The organism is Azospirillum sp. P4_B5 (assembly GCF_056402275.1).
The window spans coordinates 1-18,731 of record NZ_JBFUHT010000031.1 but is presented as its reverse complement, the minus strand read 5'-3'; the positions used below and the strand labels follow the sequence as shown (position 1 = coordinate 18,731).

Annotated in this window: 15 protein-coding genes and 1 rRNA gene; 8 read left to right on the top strand and 8 right to left on the bottom strand. The window is 70.0% G+C overall.

Annotated elements, in window-relative coordinates; all coding sequences use genetic code 11:
- Positions 1-29 precede the first annotated feature (29 nt).
- From AC1DVI_RS21770 to AC1DVI_RS21755, 4 genes are all read left to right on the top strand, one after another.
- Complete coding sequence (locus tag AC1DVI_RS21770; RefSeq protein ID WP_476959748.1) at positions 30-2,294, top strand: hybrid sensor histidine kinase/response regulator; 2,265 nt, start codon at positions 30-32, stop codon at positions 2,292-2,294.
- Positions 2,291-3,391, top strand: a complete 1,101-nt coding sequence (locus AC1DVI_RS21765; protein WP_476959747.1) for a chemotaxis protein CheB — start codon at positions 2,291-2,293, stop codon at positions 3,389-3,391. The genes AC1DVI_RS21770 and AC1DVI_RS21765 overlap by 4 nt, the downstream gene beginning before the upstream one ends.
- Entirely contained in the window at positions 3,388-4,188 is an 801-nt protein-coding gene (locus AC1DVI_RS21760; protein WP_476959746.1) for a response regulator, read from the top strand. Before AC1DVI_RS21765 ends, AC1DVI_RS21760 begins: the two co-directional genes overlap by 4 nt.
- Positions 4,189-4,277: 89 nt before the next feature.
- The gene (locus AC1DVI_RS21755; RefSeq protein WP_476959745.1) at positions 4,278-5,873 is read left to right on the top strand and encodes a hybrid sensor histidine kinase/response regulator; all 1,596 of its coding nucleotides are present in this window, start codon (positions 4,278-4,280) and stop codon (positions 5,871-5,873) included.
- Positions 5,874-5,908: 35 nt separating this feature from the next.
- On the opposite strand, the gene fdhD is transcribed toward AC1DVI_RS21755, so the two are convergent.
- The 4 genes from fdhD to fdnG all read right to left on the bottom strand — a co-directional run bounded on the left by fdhD (position 5,909) and on the right by fdnG (position 11,446).
- On the bottom strand, positions 5,909-6,727 hold the full coding sequence (gene fdhD / locus AC1DVI_RS21750) for a formate dehydrogenase accessory sulfurtransferase FdhD (protein WP_476959744.1): 819 nt from the start codon (positions 6,725-6,727) through the stop codon (positions 5,909-5,911).
- A 79-nt stretch (positions 6,728-6,806) separates the two neighbouring features.
- Positions 6,807-7,442, bottom strand: a complete 636-nt coding sequence (locus AC1DVI_RS21745) for a formate dehydrogenase subunit gamma (protein WP_476959743.1) — start codon at positions 7,440-7,442, stop codon at positions 6,807-6,809.
- On the bottom strand, positions 7,439-8,362 hold the full coding sequence (gene fdxH / locus AC1DVI_RS21740; protein WP_476959742.1) for a formate dehydrogenase subunit beta: 924 nt from the start codon (positions 8,360-8,362) through the stop codon (positions 7,439-7,441). The genes AC1DVI_RS21745 and fdxH overlap by 4 nt, the downstream gene beginning before the upstream one ends.
- A gap of 3 nt (positions 8,363-8,365) precedes the next feature.
- Positions 8,366-11,446, bottom strand: coding sequence for a formate dehydrogenase-N subunit alpha (gene fdnG / locus AC1DVI_RS21735; RefSeq protein WP_476959741.1), 3,081 nt, complete (start codon positions 11,444-11,446; stop codon positions 8,366-8,368).
- 514 nt (positions 11,447-11,960) lie between these two features.
- On the opposite strand from fdnG, the gene fdhE reads away from it, so the two are divergent.
- The gene (fdhE, locus tag AC1DVI_RS21730; protein WP_476959740.1) at positions 11,961-12,860 is read left to right on the top strand and encodes a formate dehydrogenase accessory protein FdhE; all 900 of its coding nucleotides are present in this window, start codon (positions 11,961-11,963) and stop codon (positions 12,858-12,860) included.
- 14 nt (positions 12,861-12,874) lie between these two features.
- Here fdhE and AC1DVI_RS21725 read toward each other — a convergent pair whose 3' ends face one another.
- Together AC1DVI_RS21725 and AC1DVI_RS21720 are read right to left on the bottom strand one after the other, a co-directional pair.
- On the bottom strand, positions 12,875-15,025 hold the full coding sequence (locus tag AC1DVI_RS21725) for a cache domain-containing protein (RefSeq protein WP_476959739.1): 2,151 nt from the start codon (positions 15,023-15,025) through the stop codon (positions 12,875-12,877).
- Entirely contained in the window at positions 15,022-16,512 is a 1,491-nt protein-coding gene (locus AC1DVI_RS21720; RefSeq protein ID WP_476959738.1) for a sigma 54-interacting transcriptional regulator, read from the bottom strand. The genes AC1DVI_RS21725 and AC1DVI_RS21720 overlap by 4 nt, the downstream gene beginning before the upstream one ends.
- 159 nt (positions 16,513-16,671) lie before the next feature.
- Here AC1DVI_RS21720 and AC1DVI_RS21715 point away from each other — a divergent pair, with 159 nt between their 5' ends.
- Together AC1DVI_RS21715 and AC1DVI_RS21710 are read left to right on the top strand one after the other, a co-directional pair.
- Positions 16,672-17,457 carry a class II aldolase/adducin family protein gene (locus AC1DVI_RS21715; protein ID WP_476959737.1) on the top strand — a complete coding sequence of 262 codons (786 nt, stop codon included), beginning with the start codon at positions 16,672-16,674 and terminating at the stop codon, positions 17,455-17,457.
- A gap of 42 nt (positions 17,458-17,499) precedes the next feature.
- Complete coding sequence (locus AC1DVI_RS21710; protein WP_476959736.1) at positions 17,500-17,688, top strand: 4-oxalocrotonate tautomerase; 189 nt, start codon at positions 17,500-17,502, stop codon at positions 17,686-17,688.
- An 87-nt stretch (positions 17,689-17,775) separates the two neighbouring features.
- Here AC1DVI_RS21710 and AC1DVI_RS21705 read toward each other — a convergent pair whose 3' ends face one another.
- Positions 17,776-18,078, bottom strand: a complete 303-nt coding sequence (locus AC1DVI_RS21705; protein ID WP_149166081.1) for a hypothetical protein — start codon at positions 18,076-18,078, stop codon at positions 17,776-17,778.
- Between the two features lie 146 nt (positions 18,079-18,224).
- Here AC1DVI_RS21705 and AC1DVI_RS21700 point away from each other — a divergent pair, with 146 nt between their 5' ends.
- The gene (locus AC1DVI_RS21700; RefSeq protein ID WP_476959735.1) at positions 18,225-18,461 is read left to right on the top strand and encodes a hypothetical protein; all 237 of its coding nucleotides are present in this window, start codon (positions 18,225-18,227) and stop codon (positions 18,459-18,461) included.
- A gap of 152 nt (positions 18,462-18,613) precedes the next feature.
- Here the strand turns inward: AC1DVI_RS21700 and rrf are convergent.
- Positions 18,614-18,729 (bottom strand): 5S ribosomal RNA (gene rrf / locus AC1DVI_RS21695).
- Positions 18,730-18,731: the final 2 nt, after the last annotated feature.

Here is an 18,731-nt window from a genome sequence, read left to right as displayed (position 1 = left end):
GACAAGGACGCACGGAAGGCGCGGGCGGCATGAACGACATCCGCGCGCGCCTGCTCGCCGCCTTCGATCTGGAGCACAAGGAGCATCTCGCGGCCATTCGCGAGGCCCTGCGCGCGGTCGAAAAGGACCCAACGCACCACCCCGATCTGGTGGAGATCCACCGCCGCGCCCACAGCCTGAAGGGCGCCGCCCGCGCCGTGGACCTGCCGGAGGTCGAGCGGCTGTCCCATTGGCTGGAGGCCGCCTTCATCGCCATCCAGCGTGGCACCGTGCCCTTCGACGCGGCGGCCCGCGACGTGGTGCGCCGCGCGCTCGACGCCATCGAGGATGTCGTGGCCTGGGCGACCCGCGGCGGCGGCGAGGTCGACATCGCCGAGGTTCTGGCCGAACTGACCCGCATGGGCGGCGAAGGCGGCGGCCCGGAACCGGTCCAGCGCCGCCCCTCTCCCGCCGCGGATGGCGCCCGGAGCACCTCTCCGGCCGCCCCTCCGACCGCCACGCCGCGCCCGGGCCGCTCCGCCGGTCCCGCCGAGAGCGCGGCCCTGGTCCGCATCCGCAGCGCCGGGCTGGAACGGCTGTTCACCGCCGCCGCCGGCCTCCTGCCGGAAATCGAGAACCAGTCCGCCCTGGTCGCCGAGTTGCGGGAACTGCGCGGCGAATGGCGGGCGCTGGAACGGAGCTGGCACGCCATGCGGCCCCGCCTGCTCCGCGGCGGCTCCCACGACGCCGCGGGGGCCGGCCCCATCAGCTTCGCGGGCGACGAGACGGCCTTGCGGCTGTCCTCCTTCGAGCGGCGCTTCCGCGCGCTCGGCGCTTCGCTGGACGCGGCGCACCGCGCCCATGACCGCCATCTCTGGTCGCTGCGACGCTGGGGCAGCGGCTTCCAGGACGAGGTGCGGCAGCTGCGCATGCTGCCGGCGGAGTCGCAGTTCAGCAACCTCGGGCGGATGATCCGCGACATCAGCCGCGCCCAGGGCAAGGAGGTCGAGGCGGACATCCGCGGGCTGGAGACCCAGGCCGACCGGGTGGTCCTGCAACGGCTGAAGGACCCGGTGCTGCACATCGCGCGCAACGCCGTCAGCCATGGCGTCGAAACCCCGCAGGAGCGGGTGGCGGCGGGCAAGCGCGCGGCGGCGACCGTCCGCTTCGAAGCCTCGGTCGTCGGGCGCCGCCTCGTCCTGCGCGTCGAGGACGACGGGCGCGGCCCGAACCGCGAGGCCATCGCCCGCCACGCCATCGAGCGCGGCCTGCTGGGCGCCGACGAGGCGGACGCGGCACCGGACGAACGGCTGCTCGACCTGATCTTCGAGCCGGGCTTTTCCACCGCCCCCACCGCGAACGAATACGCCGGGCGCGGCATGGGCCTCGCCATCGTGCGGCGGGAGGTGACCCGGCTCCAGGGCTCGGTGACGCTGGCCGCGCGCGAGGGCGGCGGGACCGTCGTCACGGTGGAGGTGCCGCTCAGCCTGCTCAGCCAGCGGCTGGTCTTCGTGGCGGTTCAGGACGACATCCTGGCGATTCCCAGCAACGATGTGGCGCGCGTGCTGCGCGTCCCGGCGGACACGCTGTTCACCGACCTCGCCGCCCCGACCATCCGGCTGGAGGAGGAGGACGTTCCGGTGACGCCGCTGGCCGCCTTGCTCGGCTACGACGGCGCCATGCCGCCCGGCAACGGGACGCCGCTGGCTCTGGTCGTCCTGCGCGCCGCCGGGCGGCGGGTCGCGCTGGTCGTCGACGCGCTGATGACCACCCGCGACTCGGTGGTCACCCCGGCGGAGGAGGTGGGAATCGACGCCGCCCGCTTCCTCGGCACGGTGCTGATGGATGACGGATCGCCGGCCCTGGTGCTGAATCCCGCTGCCCTGTCGCCGCGCCCCGGCATGGCGCTGCCGCCGCTGGTCCGCCCGGTCGACGAGTCGGCGCGGCGGCGGCCGCACATTTTGGTTGTGGACGACTCCATCACCACGCGAACCCTGGAAAAGAGCATCCTGGAAGCCCATGGTTACCGGGTCACGCTGTGCGTGGATGGGCGCGAGGCGGTCGAAACGCTCGGCGAACTGGAGGATGTGGACCTGATCATCAGCGACGTGGAGATGCCGAGGATGGACGGGTTCGCCCTGCTCCAGGCCGTCAAGGGCAACCCCATGACCTCCGACCTGCCGGTGATCCTGGTCACCTCGCGCGCCAGCGACGAGGACCGTGAACGCGGGCTGGACCTCGGCGCCGACGCCTACATCGTCAAGACCCGCTTCGACCAGAACGAGCTTCTGGCCGGCATCCGGCGGCTGCTGTGACCGGCGCCCGCAAGATCCGCGTCCTGGTGGTCGAGGACTCGCCGGTCGTCCAGCAGCTTCTCGCCCACGTCATCGGCGAGGACCCGCGGCTGGAGCTGGCCGGCATCGCCGCGTCCGGCGAACAGGCGCTGCGCATGGTCGACTCGCTGCGGCCGGACGTGGTGTCTCTGGACATCCGCCTGCCGGGCATTGACGGCTTCGCGGTGACGCAGCGGCTGATGCGCGACCATCCCGTGCCCATCGTCGTCGTCGCCTCCGACGTGCGCGACCTGGACATCCCCATGCGGGCGCTCCAGGCCGGGGCGCTGGCGGTGGTGGAGAAGCCCGGCAGCATGGCCCGCGCCGACTACCAGACCGTCGCCCGGCATCTCTGCACGCAGCTCACCATCATGAGCCAGGTGAAGGTGATCCGGCAGCGCGGGCGGCCGCGCAACGGCGACGAGGGAACCCGTGGCGACGGCGGCCGCGGCAAGGGCGCCGCCGTCCCGACGCCCCCGCCCCTGCCGCCGTCCACGGCGAAGCGGCAGTTCCGCGCTCTGGGGATCACCGCCTCGACGGGCGGACCGGCGGCGCTGGTGAAGCTGCTGCGCGGGCTGCCGACCAACTTCCCCCTGCCGGTCTTCGTCGTGCAGCACATCGGCGCCCCCTTCGTGGCCGGCTTCGCCTCCTGGCTGGGGTCGGTCACGCCGCTGCCGGTGGCCCTGGCCTCCGACACACAGCACCGGCCCGGCCACGTCTATGTCGCCCCCGGCGAGCTTCATCTGACCGCCGAGCCCGGCGGGATGCGGCTCATCCACGGCGATCCGGTGTGCGGCCAGAGGCCGTCCGGGGACGTGCTGTTCTCCTCCCTGGCCTCGGCCTTCGGCGCCGCCGCCATCGGCGTGCTGCTGACCGGCATGGGGGAGGACGGGGCGCGCGGCCTCACCGCCATGCGCCGGGCCGGCGCCTACACCATCGCAGAGCACGCCTCCACCGCGGTCATCCACAGCATGCCGGGGACTGCGGTCCGGCTGGGAGGCGTTACCGAGGAGCTGCCCATCGACAAGGTGGCGGCCCGTTTGCTGGAACTGGTTTCGACGGGAGTGGAGCCCTCATGAGTGGACCCAGGGCGCTGATCGTCATCGCCTCGCAGACGCAGGGACTTCTCCTGAAGCTGATGCTGGAGGAGCAGGGCATCGAGGCGAGCTGCGTCGAAACGGTGGAACCCGCCGTCGCGGAGCTGTCGCGCCGTCCCTTCGACCTGCTGATGGTGGAGGCCGACGGCGAGGCCGCCCGCACCCTGACGGAACTGCGGCGGCGCTGCCCGGCCCCGGCGATGCTGCTGGGGTCGGCGGAGCGGGCGACGGAGGCCGGCGTTCCCGCCGACGTGCAGCGGGTGGACCCCGCCGATTCCCAGGGCGTGGTGCAGCAGGCCATGGCGCTGCTCGACCGGCGCAACGCCCCACCGACCGTGTCCGACATCCTGCAGCGGGCGCGCATCCTGGTGGTGGACGACAGCGCGACCTACCGCGAGTTCCTGCGCGCCGAGCTGGAGGAGGACGGCTGCCACGTCGTCGCCGCGCGCAACGCCGACGAGGCGGTGGCGGCGCTGGAAGACGGCGGGCTGGACTGCGTGATCCTCGATCTCGTGATGCCCGGCACCAGCGGCACCCAGCTCTGCGAGCGGTTCGACCGCTTCCGCCGGCGCCGCGGCCTGTTCTTCCAGATCGTCATCCTGACCAGCCAGGAGGGCGACGACCGCCTGACCGCCAGCCTGACCGCCGGCGCCGACGACTTCGTGGGCAAGTCGCAGCCGATGGACATCCTGAAGATCCGCCTGATGGCCCTGCTCCGCCGGAAATACATGGTGGAGGATCATCTCACCCGCCTGTCCCCCCCAATGCCTTCCGCATAGGAGCGTATAGGGCTTTCAGGCGCTTTCATCCCCAGTGCACCAAAGGTTAAGGTGCTATACCTTCAGCTCCAGCGGTTAGAGAGACCGACGTGACGCCTCGGCACAGGAACAGCACCAGCATCGACGCCGCGCCAGCGGAGACGGAGTGCGTGGAGAACGCGCTGCGCATCTGCCGCGCCGCCGCGCTGCCGGCCTTCGTGCTGACCGGGCCGCCGCACGCCGCCACCCTCTTCGCCAACGACGCGCTCTGCGCCCTCCTCGGCAAGGAGCCGGCGGCGGGCGGGCTGCCGGCCCCGGCGTGGTTCGGACCGGTCTGGCCGGCGGTGCTGGGCGCCGTCGATCCACTGTTCTCCGGCGACACCGAGGAGCCGGTCGGCATCGGGCTTCTGCCCGTGGGCGACGCCGATCCCGCGACGTTCCAGGGCGTGCCGCTGATCGAGGGCGGACAGACGGTTGCCGTGCTGGCCCTGGCCACCCAGGCGGCCCCCGACGACCGGGTCGTTGCCCGTATGGAGCGGGCGATGCGCGCGGAGATCGAACGGACCACCGCCGCGCGCTCCCGCTTCCTGGCCTCGGCCAGCCATGACCTGCGCCAACCCTTCCAGGCGATGCGCCTGTTCCTCGACGCGCTGTGCAGCCAGATCACCGATGAGAAGGCTTTGAGCACCGCCGAGATGCTGGGCAACGCCATGACGGCGGGCGAGCGGCTGCTGAACGCGCTGCTCGACATCTCCACGCTGGACGCCGGCACGGTGACGCCGGACCCCCAGCCGGTCGCCCTGGACGAGCTTCTGGGCCAACTCGTGGAGGAGTTCCGTCCTCAGAGCGAGGAGAAGGGCCTGCGCCTGCGCGCCCGCCTGTGCCCCGGCACGGTGGAAACCGACCCGGTGCTGTTCGGGCGGGTGATGCGCAACCTGCTGACCAACGCCATCCGCTACACCCGGCACGGCGGCCTCCTGCTCGCCATGCGGCGGCGCGGCAACCGCTGGCGCGTCGACGTGTGGGACACCGGCTTCGGCATCCCGGAAGAGCAGCTGACCGCCATCTTCGACGAGTTCCACCAGCTCCAGAACCCCAACCGCGATCCGACCCGCGGGCTGGGCCTCGGCCTCGCCATCGTGCGCCGGCTGGCGGAGCTTCTGGGTCTTCAGGTGGAGGTGCGGTCGCGCATCGGGCGCGGCACCGTCTTCTCCGTCTCGCTGGAAGCCGCGAGCCCGCTTGCCGAGCCGCCGTGCAGCCACGTTTCCCCGCCGCCCTCCACCGCGACGGCACCACCCCTGACCGGGATGACGGTGCTGACCGTGGACGACGAGGCGATGGTGCTGACCGGCCTTCAGATGATCCTGGAAAGCTGGGGCTGCACGGTTGCCGCCGCGGGCGACATGCGGGAGGTCTTCGCGGTGCTGGACGCCCTGCCGGATCCGCCGTCGGTCATCCTGACCGACCTGCGGCTGCCTGGGAAGGTTTCCGGCTTCGACGTGATCGACCGGGTGCGCCGTCTGTACGGGCGGGAGATTCCGGCCGTGGTTCTCAGCGGCGAGACGGCCCAGAGCGCGCTTCTGGAAGGCCAGCGCCGCGGCTGCTCCTTCCTGCACAAGCCCCTCCACCCCGGCGATCTGCGCCAAGTCCTGGAGCGGCTGCGCGAGGGCGAGGAAAAGGGTGGGGAAAAGGGCGAGGGGAAGTAAGCCGCCCCTTTGCGTGACGTCCGTCCCGAAACCGCCTACACCCAGCGGTCGCCGTGGCTGTAGACGACCAGCCGGTTGCCGCGGGCGAAGCCGGCCAGCGACACGCCGCAGCTCTCCGCCATGCGCACGGCCATGCCGGTGGGGGCGGAGATGGCGACCAGCCCGCTGATGCCCAGCCGGGCGGCCTTCTGCACCAGCTCGTAGCTGGCGCGGCTGGAGGTCAGGACGAAGCCGCCCCGCCGGTCCACGCCCGTGCGCACCAGCCAGCCGATCAGCTTGTCCAGCGCGTTGTGGCGGCCGACATCCTCGCGCACCGCCAGGATCTCCCCCGCCGCGTCCACCCAGGCGACGCCGTGGGCCGCCCCGGTGGCGCGGTGCAGGGTCTGCCGCTCGGCGAAACGGGCCAGCGCCCGCTCCACCGCGCCGACCGACAGCCGCCCGCCCGAGGGAACGGGGCGGCCTGACCGGGCGATGGCCTGGAGGCTCTCCACCCCGCAGACGCCGCAGCCCGACCGCCCGGCGATGCTGCGCCGCTTGCCCTTCAGCACCATGAAGCGCTCCATCGGGATCTCCATGCGCACCTCGATCCCGTCGCAGCCCTCCACCACCCGCAGGCTTTCCAGCTCCTCCGCGTCGGCAATGATCCCCTCCGTCAGGGAGAAGCCGAGGCCGAACTCCTCCAGGTCGTCGGGGGTCGTCAGCATCACCGCATGGACGATGCCGTTGTAGGCGATGGCGACGGGCACCTCCACCACCACCGCGTCGTCGCAGAGCTGGGCGGCATCCGGACCCAGCCGCAGGACGGTCATCCGGTGGGTGGTGGACGGCACTGCGAAATCCGTGGCGAGGCTCATGGCGGTGTCCTGCTCGGTGGAGGAGAAGCGGCGGACGGGGCGATTGGCCCTCGCCCCGCCGGGGAGAGGGACTTGCCGGTCACGAATGCCCGGTTTCCTTGCCGGTCACCTGACGGAACCAGCGCGGATGGTGCTTGCGCGCCCAGGCGTGGGTGACCACGCCCTCGACCATCGCGCGGATCGTGCCCTGCACCCACAACGCGGCGTAGACATGGACGATGATGCTGGCGATCAGCACCAGCGCGCTGGCGGCGTGGACCAGAAGCGCGACGCGGATGACCGGGATCGGGAAATAGCCCGCGAAATAGGGCCGCCACGCGATCACCCCCGACACCAGCAGCAGGATCATGCACAGCACCATGACCCAGAACATGCCCTTCTGGCCGCCGTTGTAGCGGCCGATGTCGCCGACCTCGTTGCCCTTCATCACCTCCCTCACCGACATCATCCACGTCACATCCTCCTTGTTGATGAGGTTGTGCTGGGCGTAGCGGAAGAACTGGCGGGCGAAGGCCAGGACCATCACCACCCCGACGAAGGGATGGACGATGCGGGCGAGCTGCGGCGTGCCGAACACGCCGGTCAGCCAGAAGAAGGCCGGGTAGAAGAAGGCCAGCCCGGAGATGGCCAGCAGAACGAAGCAGACCGCCACCATCCAGTGGTTGATGCGCTCCGCGGCGCAGTAGCGTTGGATCAGCTTTTCCGACGTCTTCACAGCGCGTTCTCCCGTTCCTTATGCTTGGTTCCTTGGGCGGGCGGGACCGGCGGCGTGCCGTGATCCGCCTCGTCCTCGTCATCGGCGCGGTTCGGGCCGACCGTGATGTAATGGAAGAAGCCGAACAGGCCGGCGGCGGCGACGCCCAGCGTCGCCAGAGGCTTCAGCATGCCCTTCCACACGCCGACGACGGCGCTGATCGACGGGTTGTCCGGCAGGCCGGAGTAGAGCGCCGGCTTGTCGGCATGATGCAGCACGTACATGACGTGGGTGCCGCCCACCCCGGCGGGGTCGTAGAGGCCCGCCTGGTCGTAGCCGCGCGACTGGAGGTCGGTGATGCGGGTCGCCGCGACCTCGATCATGTCCTCCTTGCTGCCGAACTGGATGGCGCCGGTCGGGCAGGTCTTGACGCAGGCCGGTTCCTGCCCCACCGCGACGCGGTCGGAGCACAGGTTGCACTTGTAGGCCTTGCTGTCGGCTGGGCTGAGGTGCGGCACGTTGAACGGGCAGCCGGAGATGCAGTAGCCGCAGCCGATGCAGTTCTCCTGGTGGAAGTCCACGATGCCGTTCTTGAACTGCACGATGGCGCCCGGCGACGGGCAGGCCTTCAGGCAGCCGGGGTCGGCGCAGTGCATGCAGCCGTCCTTGCGGATCAGCCACTCCAGCTTGCCCTTCTCCTCCACCTCGTTGAAGCGCATGACCGTCCAGGCCTGCGAGGACAGGTCGGTCGGGTTGTCGTATACGCCGACGCAGGTGCCGACCTCGGCGCGCAGCTCGTTCCATTCCGAGCAGGCGACTTGGCAGGCCTTGCAGCCGATGCAGACCGTGGTGTCGATCAGCTTCGCCACCTCCTGCGGGTTGCGGGCCTGCGGCGTCGGGGTGGCGGACCGGCGCAGGATATCGAGGGATTGCAGTGCCATGACTTACGCCACTCCGATCTTCTCGACGTTCACGAGGAACGCCTTGTATTCCGGGGTCTGGGTGTTGCAGTCGCCGACGGCGGGCGGCAGCGTGTTGGACAGGAAGCCCTTCTTGGCCACCGTCTCCCAGCCCCAGTGCAGGGGGATGCCGATCTGGTGGACGGTGCGGCCCGCCACCTTCAGGGCCTTGATGCGCTTGGTCACCACCGCCTTGGCCTTGATGTGGCCGCGCTTGGAGGAGACCTGGACCCAGTCGCCGGCCTGGATCCCCTTCTCCGCCGCCAGCGTCTCGCCGATCTCCACGAACTGCTCCGGCTGGGCGATGGCGTTCAGCCGCACGCTCTTGGTCCAGAACTGGAAATGCTCGGTCAGGCGGTAGGTGGTGCCGACGTAGGGGAACTGGTCATGGGTGCCCAGACGCTCGCGGTCGGCCTTGAAGATGCGCACCGCCGGGCTGCTGACCACCTTCGGGTGCAGCGGGTTGGTGCCGAGCGGGGTTTCCATCGGCTCGTAATGCTCGGGGAAGGGGCCGTCCACCAGCTTGTCGGTGCAGAACAGCCGCCCGACGCCCTCCGGGTTCATGATGAAGGGGTTCATGCCGTCGGCCGGCGGCGAATCCACCTTGAAGTCCGGCACGTCGGCGCCCGCCCAGGCGGTGCCGTTCCACGCGATCAGGGTGCGCTTGGGGTCCCAGGGCTTGCCCGACGGGTCGCAGGAGGCGCGGTTGTAGATGATGCGGCGGTTGGCCGGCCACGCCCAGGCCCAGCCCGGCGTGTTGCCCAGGCCGGCGTCGGTGTTGTCGCGCCGGGCCATCTGATTGCCCGCCTGCGTCCAGCTGCCGGCGAAGATCCAGCAGGCGCTCATCGTCGTGCCGTCGTCGCGCAGCAGGGCGAAGTTGGGAAGCTGCTCTCCCTTGCGGGCGAGGAACTTGGTGGGATCCTTGGGGTCAGGGATGTCGGCCAGCGCGCGGCCGTTCAGCTCCTTCGCCAGCTCCTCCGGCGTCGGCTCCAGCGGGTTCTTGTAGGGCCAGGAGAGGTTGAGGATCGGCTCCGGAGCGGTGCCGCCCTCCTTGGCGTAGAGGGTGCGGACGGCCATGAACAGCTCGGCCAGGATCTCCTGGTCGGTCTTCGCCTCGCCCGGCGGGTTGGCGCCCTTCCAGTGCCACTGCAGCCAGCGCGAGGAGTTGACGATTGCCCCGTCCTCCTCGGCGAAGCAGGTCGAGGGCAGGCGGAACACCTCGGTCTTGATCGACGCGGTGTCGACCTCGTTGACCTCGCCGTGGTTCTGCCAGAAGGAAGCGGTCTCCGTGGCGATCGGGTCGATCACCACCATGTATTTCAGCTTGGCGAAGTCCGCCGCCGTCTTGCGCGCGTCGGGGAAGGAGGTCAGCGGGTTGAAGCCCTGGACGATGAAGCCGTTGACCTTGCCGTTGTGCATCAGGTCCATGACCTGCAGCACGTCGTACATCTTGTCCCACTTGGGCAGCCAGTCGTAGCCCCAGTCGTTCTCCGCCGTCGCCTTGTCGCCCCAGAACCATTTCAGCAAGCTGACGAAGAATTTCGGCGTGTTGGCCCAGAAGTTGAGCTGGCCCGGCGCCTGCGCCTTCGGCGCGGTCTTGGCGATGTAGTCGGCGAAGGTCGGGTGCGCCTTCTCCGACGGCAGGGTCAGATAGCCCGGCAGGTTGGTGGACAGCAGGCCGAGGTCGGACAGGCCCTGGATGTTGGAGTGGCCGCGCAGCGCGTTCACGCCACCGCCCGGCATGCCGATGTTGCCCAGCAGGAGCTGGATCATCGCCATGGTGCGGATGTTCTGGGCGCCCACCGTGTGCTGCGTCCAGCCCAGCGCGTAGAGGATCGTTCCGACCCGGTCGCGCACCGCCGTGGAGCCGAGATGCTGGCAGACGCGCAGGAAGGCGTCCTTCGGCGTGCCGGTCAGGTCGGTCACCAGCTCCGGCGTGTAGCGCGCGTAGTGGGCCTTCATCAGGTTCCACACGCAGCGCGGATGCTGGAGCGTCGGGTCGGTCTTCGCCGTGTTCCCGTCCGCCTCGACCTCGTAGTTCCAGGACGAGCGGTCGTACTGGCCCTTGGCCGCGTCGTAGCCGCTGAACAGCCCGTCCTCGAATCCGTAGCCTTCCTTCACGATGTAGGCGGCGTTGGTGTAGGCGCGGACATACTCCCACTGGATCTTGTCGTTGGCGGCCAGCCAGTTGATGACGCCGCCCAGGAACACGATGTCGGAGCCGGCGCGGATCGGCATGTATTCGTCGGCCACCGCGGCGGAGCGGTTGTAGCGCGGGTCGACGACCACGATGCGCGCGCCGCGCTTCTTGGCCTCGACCGCCCACTTGAAGCCGACCGGGTGCGCCTCCGCCGGGTTGCCGCCCATGATCAGGATGAAGTCGGCGTTGGAGATGTCCACCCAGCTGTTGGTCATCGCCCCGCGCCCGAAGGTCGAGGCCAGCGCCGACACGGTCGGGCCGTGGCAGACGCGGGCCTGCGCGTCGGTGCCGACGATGCCCAGCGAGCGCATGACCTTCTGCGTCAGGATGCCCGTCTCGTTGGAGGAGGCGGACGCGGTCAGCATCGCCGTGGACAGCCAGCGGTTCACCGTCACGCCGTCGGCGGTCTTGGTGACGAAGTTGGCGTCGCGGTCGTCCTTGATGTGGCGGGCGATGCGCTCGATCGCCTCATGCCAGGAGATGCGCTTCCAGCTGTTGGAGCCGGCCTCGCGGACCTCGGGGTGTTTCAGGCGGTTCGGGCTGTGGATGAAGTCCAGCAGACCGGCGCCCTTCGGGCAGAGCGAGCCGCGGCTGACGGGGTGGTCGGGGTCGCCCTCGATGTGGATGATCTCGGCCTTGGCGTTCTTGGCACCGTCGCCCAGGCTGTACATCAGCAGGCCGCAGCCGACCGAACAGTAGGGGCAGGTGTTGCGGATCTCCTTGGCGCGGGCGAGGCGGAACTGGCGCACCTCGGCCAGCGCCTCGGACGGCAGGAAGCCCAGAACTCCCATGCTGGAGGCGGCGAGACCGCCCGCCGTGACCTTCAAGAACTGCCGCCGTGATACCTGCATGGGTGTGATGGGCATGAAACCTCCCTGGTGTCGGCCCTGGTGTGCGGATATGCCGGCCCGGCGCTTGAGCGCCTGGAACCGGTGGCGCGCGCGCCGTCCGGGGTTGACCCGGCCGGAACGACGCATCCCCCAAAGGGCAGATTCCGTGCCAGCCGGAGCCACGGGCGGAATGAAGGGTATTTGCTGGGGCGGACGGACGGACCGGCCATGCCCGCACCCCACCGAGGGACATTTTGTCCAGCCGGCGATGGACAAAATGTCCCCAACCTTTGTGTGGAGGACAATCTGTCGGGGGGTGAATGGAGCCCCTCGCCCCTCTGGGGAGAGGGGTGGCCCGAAGGGCCGGGTGAGGGGGCGGCCGCAGGCCGTAGGCGCATCCATCATGCAGCGCTTCTCCGCCCTTACGGGCGCCCTCTCATCCTGACCTTCTCCCCAGAGGGGAGAAGGAACATGGGTTCCGCTCCTGGCACCGTTCTTGCGCTGTGCTATCCCTTCTTATCGTTCGTGATCCGTGACCGGGAAAGCCACCATGACCGCCTCCTCCTCCGACGCCCCGATTTCCGAAGCGGCGATGTCCGAAGCGACTGCCGCCGCCATGGCCGCTGCCGGTCTGGTCCCGGGCCAGTCGCCGGCCCCGCTGCGCCTGCCCGACGTGGCGATCTTCGCCCGGCGGGCGGCGCGCCTGCGCGCGCTGGCGGAGGGGCACGCCATGGGCGACTGGCTGCGCTTCGTCGCCACGCTGGCCGACGCCCAGGCGGCGGTGGCCGCCACCCCCGCCACGCTGCCGCCGGAGGAGCAGTGGGCCGCCGACCTGCGCGCCCTGGCCACCAAGCTCGACACCCTGCCCGGCGGCGCATGCGAGGCCCTGGCCGCGCTCGCCGCGTCCGACGCCAACACCCTGGATGCCCTGGCCGGTCGCTGGGCCGGCGATGCGCTGGAGGACGGCGACCTCGCCGCCGCGCCCTTCCTCGCCGCGGCCTTCCAGACCGCCTGGACGCGCCACGCCGCGGCGCTCGACACGGCATCGGTGACCACCCACGCCACCGCCACCGCCTGCCCGGTCTGCGGCGGCGCGCCGGTCGCCGGCGTGCTGCAGGTCGGCATGGAGAGCGGCGGCCTGCGCTATCTCCATTGCGGGATCTGCCACACCGCTTGGCACCATGTGCGCTCGTCCTGCGTGGCCTGCGGCGATGGCAAGGACGTGTCCCAGCGCTTCGTCGAAGGGGCGGACGGCACGGAGGCCAACGGCGCGGTGCGGGCGGAGACCTGCGACGCCTGCCACAGCTATCTGAAGCTGCTGTTCCTGGAGAAGGCGCCGGACCTCGACCCGGTAGCCGACGACCTCGCCACCCTGGCGCTCGACCTGCTGCTTGGCGAGGAGGAGTACCGGCGCATCGGCGTCAACCCGTTCCTGGCGGTTGCGGGGTAAGGGGAAAAGACCGGTCAGCCCCCCGCGGTGATCCGCTGGGCGGCGAAGAAGGGCGCGGTCGGCTGGTCGGAATAGACGGCCTGCCGCCGCAGCCACAGGGTGAAGCGGGTGCCGCGCCCCGGAACGCTCTCCACCGTGATCCGCCCGCCGTAGCGCTGGACGATGGCGTAGCTGATCGACAGGCCGAGCCCCGTCCCGGTCTGCTTCTTGGTGGTGAAGAAGGGGTCGAAGATGCGGGCCAGATCGCCCGCCGCGATGCCGTGGCCGGTGTCCTCGACCCCCACCAGCACCCCTTCGAAGGGCTCCGCCCCGGGCAGACGCTCGTCCGGGCCGATGTCGCGGCTGTCCAGCGTCAGGCGGCCGCCCTCGGGCACGGGCATCGCTTGCATGGCGTTGACGATCAGGTTGATCAGCACCTGCTGAAGCTCGCCGCGGTTCATCTCCACCGGGCCTCCCGCCTGGGCCTTCAGCGTCACCACGACCCGCGCTCGGTTCAGGTTGTGCCGGGTCAGCACCAGACAGTCGGACAGCACGCCGTTCACGTCGGTCGGCTCGGCGTAGCCCGCGAAGTCGCCGGGCCGGGCGAATTGCAGCAGCTTCGTCACGATGGCGTGGATGCGCCGGGTTTGCTCGTCGATCAGCCGGACCTCCTGGCGCACCGGCTCGATCCCGTCGCCAAGCACCTCGCGCAGCAGGTCGAGGTTGCCCTGGATCACCGCGACCGGGTTGTTGATCTCGTGCGCCACCCCGGCGGTCAGCTCGCCGATGGCGGTCAGCTTCTCGTTCATCACCAGCTGCTGCTGGGCGCGGCGCAGGGTGGCGTTGGCCTCCTCCAGCGCGGCGGTGCGCAGCGCCACCTTGCGGTCCAGTTCCTCGGCGGAGCGCTGAAGCTCCCACCGCCGCGCCGCCACGGAATCCAGCAGATGGTCGAAGGCGCGGGCCAGCCGCCCCAGCTCGTCCCGGCTGGCGGTGGGGCCGATGCGCGCGGAATCCTCGCCCCCCTCGATGCGGGCGATGACGCCGGCCATGCGCTCCAACGGGCGGAAAATCGCCCGCGCACCGCGCAGACCCACCAGCGTCCCCAGCCCCGACACCAGCAGGAACAGCAGGAACAGCCCGCCCAGCGCCTTGTACAGCGTGTCGCGCAGCGGCGATTCCAGGAACCCGACATAGAGCATGCCGATGCGCCGCCCGGCGGTGTCGGCCAGCGGCTGATAGCCCGACACATAGGTGTCGTTGACCACGAAGGCCGAGCCCAGCCACGGCTCGCCGCGGTCCAGCACCTTGTCCGCCACCGCCTGCGACGCCCGGGTGCCCAGCGCCCGCTGCCCTTCGAACAGCCGGACATTGGTGGCGATGCGGGTGTCGCCCAGGAACAGCGTGGCGGTGCCCTGGCTGCCCAGCGGCAGCGAGGCGTCCTGATAGACGATGGTGTTCAGTCGGTCGACGATGCCCTGGTTGCCGTTCAGCAGCACCCCGCCTTCCAGCACCCCGAGCAGCCGCCCGTCCGGCCCACCAATGGGGATGGCAACCTGGATCACCAGCCCGCGATCCTCGACGCTGCGCGGATCGGGCCGGGCGGCGCGGGTCGGTACCAGCGGCGTGTGGGCGACCCGGCGCAGCGCCGGGTTCAGCGCCTCCAACTCGGCCGGGGCGAAGACCTCCAGCCCGTGCTGCGCGTAGCCGTGCAGCGCCTCGCGCACCACCGACCAGCCGCTGCGGTCCGCCGGGACGGCGAAGGCCCCGCCCGCCCGCACCATGCCCCCGGCGTCGAGCAGCAGCAGATAGTCCAGCCCGTGCTCCTCGGCCTCCTCGTCGAGCAGCCGGCGCAGGTCGGCGGGAGTCCCGCGCTCCAGCACCCCACGCTCCAACAAAAGGGCCAACCGGTGGGAGGTCACCACCCCCTCCAACCCGTTGCGCAGCGACATCTGCACCCGGTCGAAGAACTGCCGCGCCGTTCCCAGGTCGGAGCTGACCTTGTTGACCAGAAGCTGGTCGTAGCCCTGCGTCCCCCAGGCCCAGACGATCATCAGCAGAACCGGCGCGCCGACCAGCAGCGGCGCCAGTAGCTTGAGCCGCACCGACTCCGCGTAGGCCGCCGCCAGCCGCTTCAGCATGTTGGGCCGGGGCGGATTGGAGCGGGGCGCCGGGGATTGGGGCGTCACACCCCCCATTCCACGCACTTGCGGTCCAGCGTCTTGCGCGACACGCCCAGCAGGTCGGCGGCGCGCGCCTTGCTGCCGTCGCAGCGCGCCAGCACGGTCAGGATGTGGCGCTTCTCCACCTCGGCCAGAGGCAGCACGTCGCTGTCGCCGTCCATGCGAACGTGGCGGACCGGACAGGGGGCGCAGGGCGGGTTGCCGGCCACCGCCGCGGCGCACAGGCTGGGGTCCGCGGCCAGTCCCGCCTCCACCGCCGTGGCGTTGGCGGTGTCCAGATCGTCGAGCGGGAATTCGCCGAGCAGCAGCGACCGCTCCACGAAATTGCGCAGCTCGCGCACGTTGCCGGGCCAGGAATGGCACATCAGCGCCCGCGTCACCTCCGGCGTCAGGGTCAGCGGCGGGACGGCCAGCCGCGCCGGCAGGAAGCGCATGAACAGCGCGGCCAGTTCCGGCACGTCCACCGCGCGCTGACGCAGCGGCGGGATGGTCAGGGTCATCACCTCCAGCCGGTAGAACAGGTCCGGGCGGAAGCGCCCCGCCGCGGCCTCCGCCTTCAGGTCGCGGTTGGTGGCCGTGACCACGCGGACGTCCACCGGTACCTCCTGCTCGCTGCCGACCGGGCGGATGCGCCGCTCCTCCAGAATGCGCAGCAGCTTGGATTGCAGGGTCAGCGACAGCTCGCCGATCTCGTCCAGGAACAGCGTGCCGCCGTGGGCGTAGTAGAACAGGCCCTTGCGCGCATCCTTGGCCCCGGTGAAGGCGCCGCGGGCGTGGCCGAACAGCTCCGCCTCGATCAGGTCGGCGGAGATCGCCGCGCAGTTCACCGCCACGAAGGGCCGGTCGGCGCGCGGCGACAGGTCGTGCCGCGCGCGGGCGACCAGTTCCTTGCCGACGCCGGACTCACCCTGGATCAGCACGGTGGACGGGGTCGGCGCCACCCGCTGCACCAGGGAGCGCAGCCGCGCCATGGCGTCCGACCGCCCGACGATCTCATCCCGCCCGCTGTCCTTCTTCGACAGCTGCCGGCGCAGCACGTAATTCTCGCGGGTCAGTCGGGTGCGCTCGACGCAGCGGTCGATGGAATTCAGGATCTGCTCGACCCGGAAGGGCTTCAGCACGAAATCCGCGGCCCCCGAGCGCAGCGCGTCGATGGCCGTGTCCATGTCGGCGAAGGCGGTGATCAGGATCACTTCGCCAGCATAGCCGCCGGCCATCAACTCTTTCAGCCAATCCAGCCCCGAGCGGCCCGGCAGGGCAACGTCTAGGATGATCACCTCGGCGTGGATGCGCTCCAGCGTCCGGGCGCCCTCCTCAGCGCTGCCCGCCACCTCGACCCGCCACCCGCGCCGCTCCAGCGCGCGCGACAGGAAGCTGCAAATCCCCTCCTCGTCGTCCACCACGAGGATGGAGGGCTTCGCTTGGTCCTCCATCCGGCCATCCTCCGGCGCGCTGCGGTCGGACGGGGTGGAGACTGGCGCGGTCATGGTCATCGGTGTGCACTCGGCGGCGGAAAGCCCCACAGTCTAAGGGACCGCAACCGGGGCGGGTCAGTGATTTCCAAAATCCGGAATAGTCCCAGCACCACGCTTGGACAACCACCTCGCGCCATGCGAAGCTCCCCCGCTCATCGCACAGACCGGGAGCCGACCGTGACCGACACCCGCGGATCATTCGTCCATGCCGGACCGCGCATCGCCGGTACCGGCATCAGTGACGCCGAGTGGCGGGCGCGGGTCGATCTCGCCGCCGCCTACCGCCTAGTCGCGGAGCGCGGTTGGGACGATCTGATCTACACCCACATCTCGCTGGCCGTTCCGGGGGAGCCGGAGCGCTTCCTCATCAACCCCTTCGGCCTGACCTTCGACGAGGTGACCGCCTCCAACCTCGTCAAGATCGACATCCACGGCGCCATCGTCGGCGACAGCCCTCACCTCGTGAACGCCACCGGCTTCGTCATCCATGGCGCCGTCCATGCGGCGCGCGAGGACGCGCGCTGCGTCATGCACCTCCACAACGAGGCGGCGGTGGCGGTGTCGATGCTGAAGGACGGGCTCCTCCCGCTGTCCCAGCACGCTTTGCGCTTTTATGGCGACCTCGCCTACCATCGCTACGAGGGGCTGGCCCTGACCGACAGCGAGAAGGTCCGCCTCGTCGCCAATCTCGGCTCCTGCCGGGCGATGCTGCTTCACAACCACGGCAGTCTGGTGACCGGGCGCACGGTGGCGGAGGCCTTCTGCCTGATGGACATGCTGGACAAGGCGTGCCGGATGCAGCTCGCCGCGCAGGCGGCCGGCGCGGAACTGGTGTCGCCGGCGCCGGAGCTGTGCGACAAGACCTACCGGCAGCTCACCGCCGATCCGGAGCCCGAAGGCGAACTGGAATGGCCGGCGCTGCTGCGACGCCTGGACCGGCGCTGCCCGGACTACAGGAGCTGAGCTTTCCGGACCGCGGTCCGCAACAAAGGGGATGGAACGACTATGCCGTTGATCAACGTTCAGCTTTTCGAAGGCCGCACGCCGGAGCAGAAGCGCGCCTACGCCAAGGCGCTCACCGAAGCCTCGGTCGCGGTGCTCGGCTGCAGCCCGGAAGCGGTCGATGTCATCTTCCACGACGTGAAGAAGAGCGATTGGGCCAGCGGCGGTAAGCTGTGGTCCGACCCCGAGTGACATCCGCTTCCCGGACGCCCATGGGAGGCACTGCTCACCCCATGGGCATCCGAACAAAAAGCATGCACCCCGGCCCTCAGCCTGCGCTCAGACCGCACCCACCGTCTTGCCCGTGAGACGGTAAACCGCGGTGGCGACCGCCCGGTCCTCGCTGTCGCCGACCTCCAGGCGCCGGTCGATGTAATTGCCGAGAAACTCGACCAACGCGTCGCGGGTGACCGACTGCACCCACTGGCCATGCCGGCCATAGGCTTGCAGCGTCCAGAATTCCGAGGCCATCAGCGCCGAACGGACGGATTTGGACGAGCCGTCCCAATGCGACCACAGAAAGTCGATGGCACTCTGAGCGACCGTAATCACCAAACCGGCATTGATTCCGCGTGACGCCATCGTAGTCTCCCTCTCAGCTTGCCGAGCGGACGCTCGTGAACGGAATTCGTTCAGCAAAAGCAGTGCCAGGGAGATCAAAACAAAAAGCCGTACCTCGTTCGGATGCGATTCGCCGGAAATCCAGACCAGACACGGGAGGAGTGGCCATGAACGCGCAGGAAGAGCAACGGGCGCGCAACGCGCTGAAATGCATCGACCGCGATCTCGACGCGCTCGACATCCAGATCGCCGCTTTGCAGGCGCGGCAACGATCCGGGACCTCCCTCGACCAATACATCCGCGTCCGCGACGCCCTGCTGACCGAGGCCCAGACGATCCTGACCCAACTCGACCACCGCTCCGGCAACCCTAACCCTCCCCCGCCTTCGGCGGGGGAGGGTTAGGGAGGGGGCCCGCAGCGACGGCCAGACACGACGAAAAGCCGGCGCCTCCCACAGGGGAAAGCGCCGGCCTTGCCGTTCATGAAGCCGATTGTCAAGTGTGTTTGATCCCTGCTCCGTCCACGTCCTTGGATGGTKTGGCGTGTGCCGTGGTGACCTGGCGGCGACCTACTCTCCCACGTCTTAAGACGCAGTACCATCGGCGCTGAGGCGTTTCACGGCCGAGTTCGGAATGGGATCGGGTGTTGGGAGCCTCGCCATGACCACCAGGTC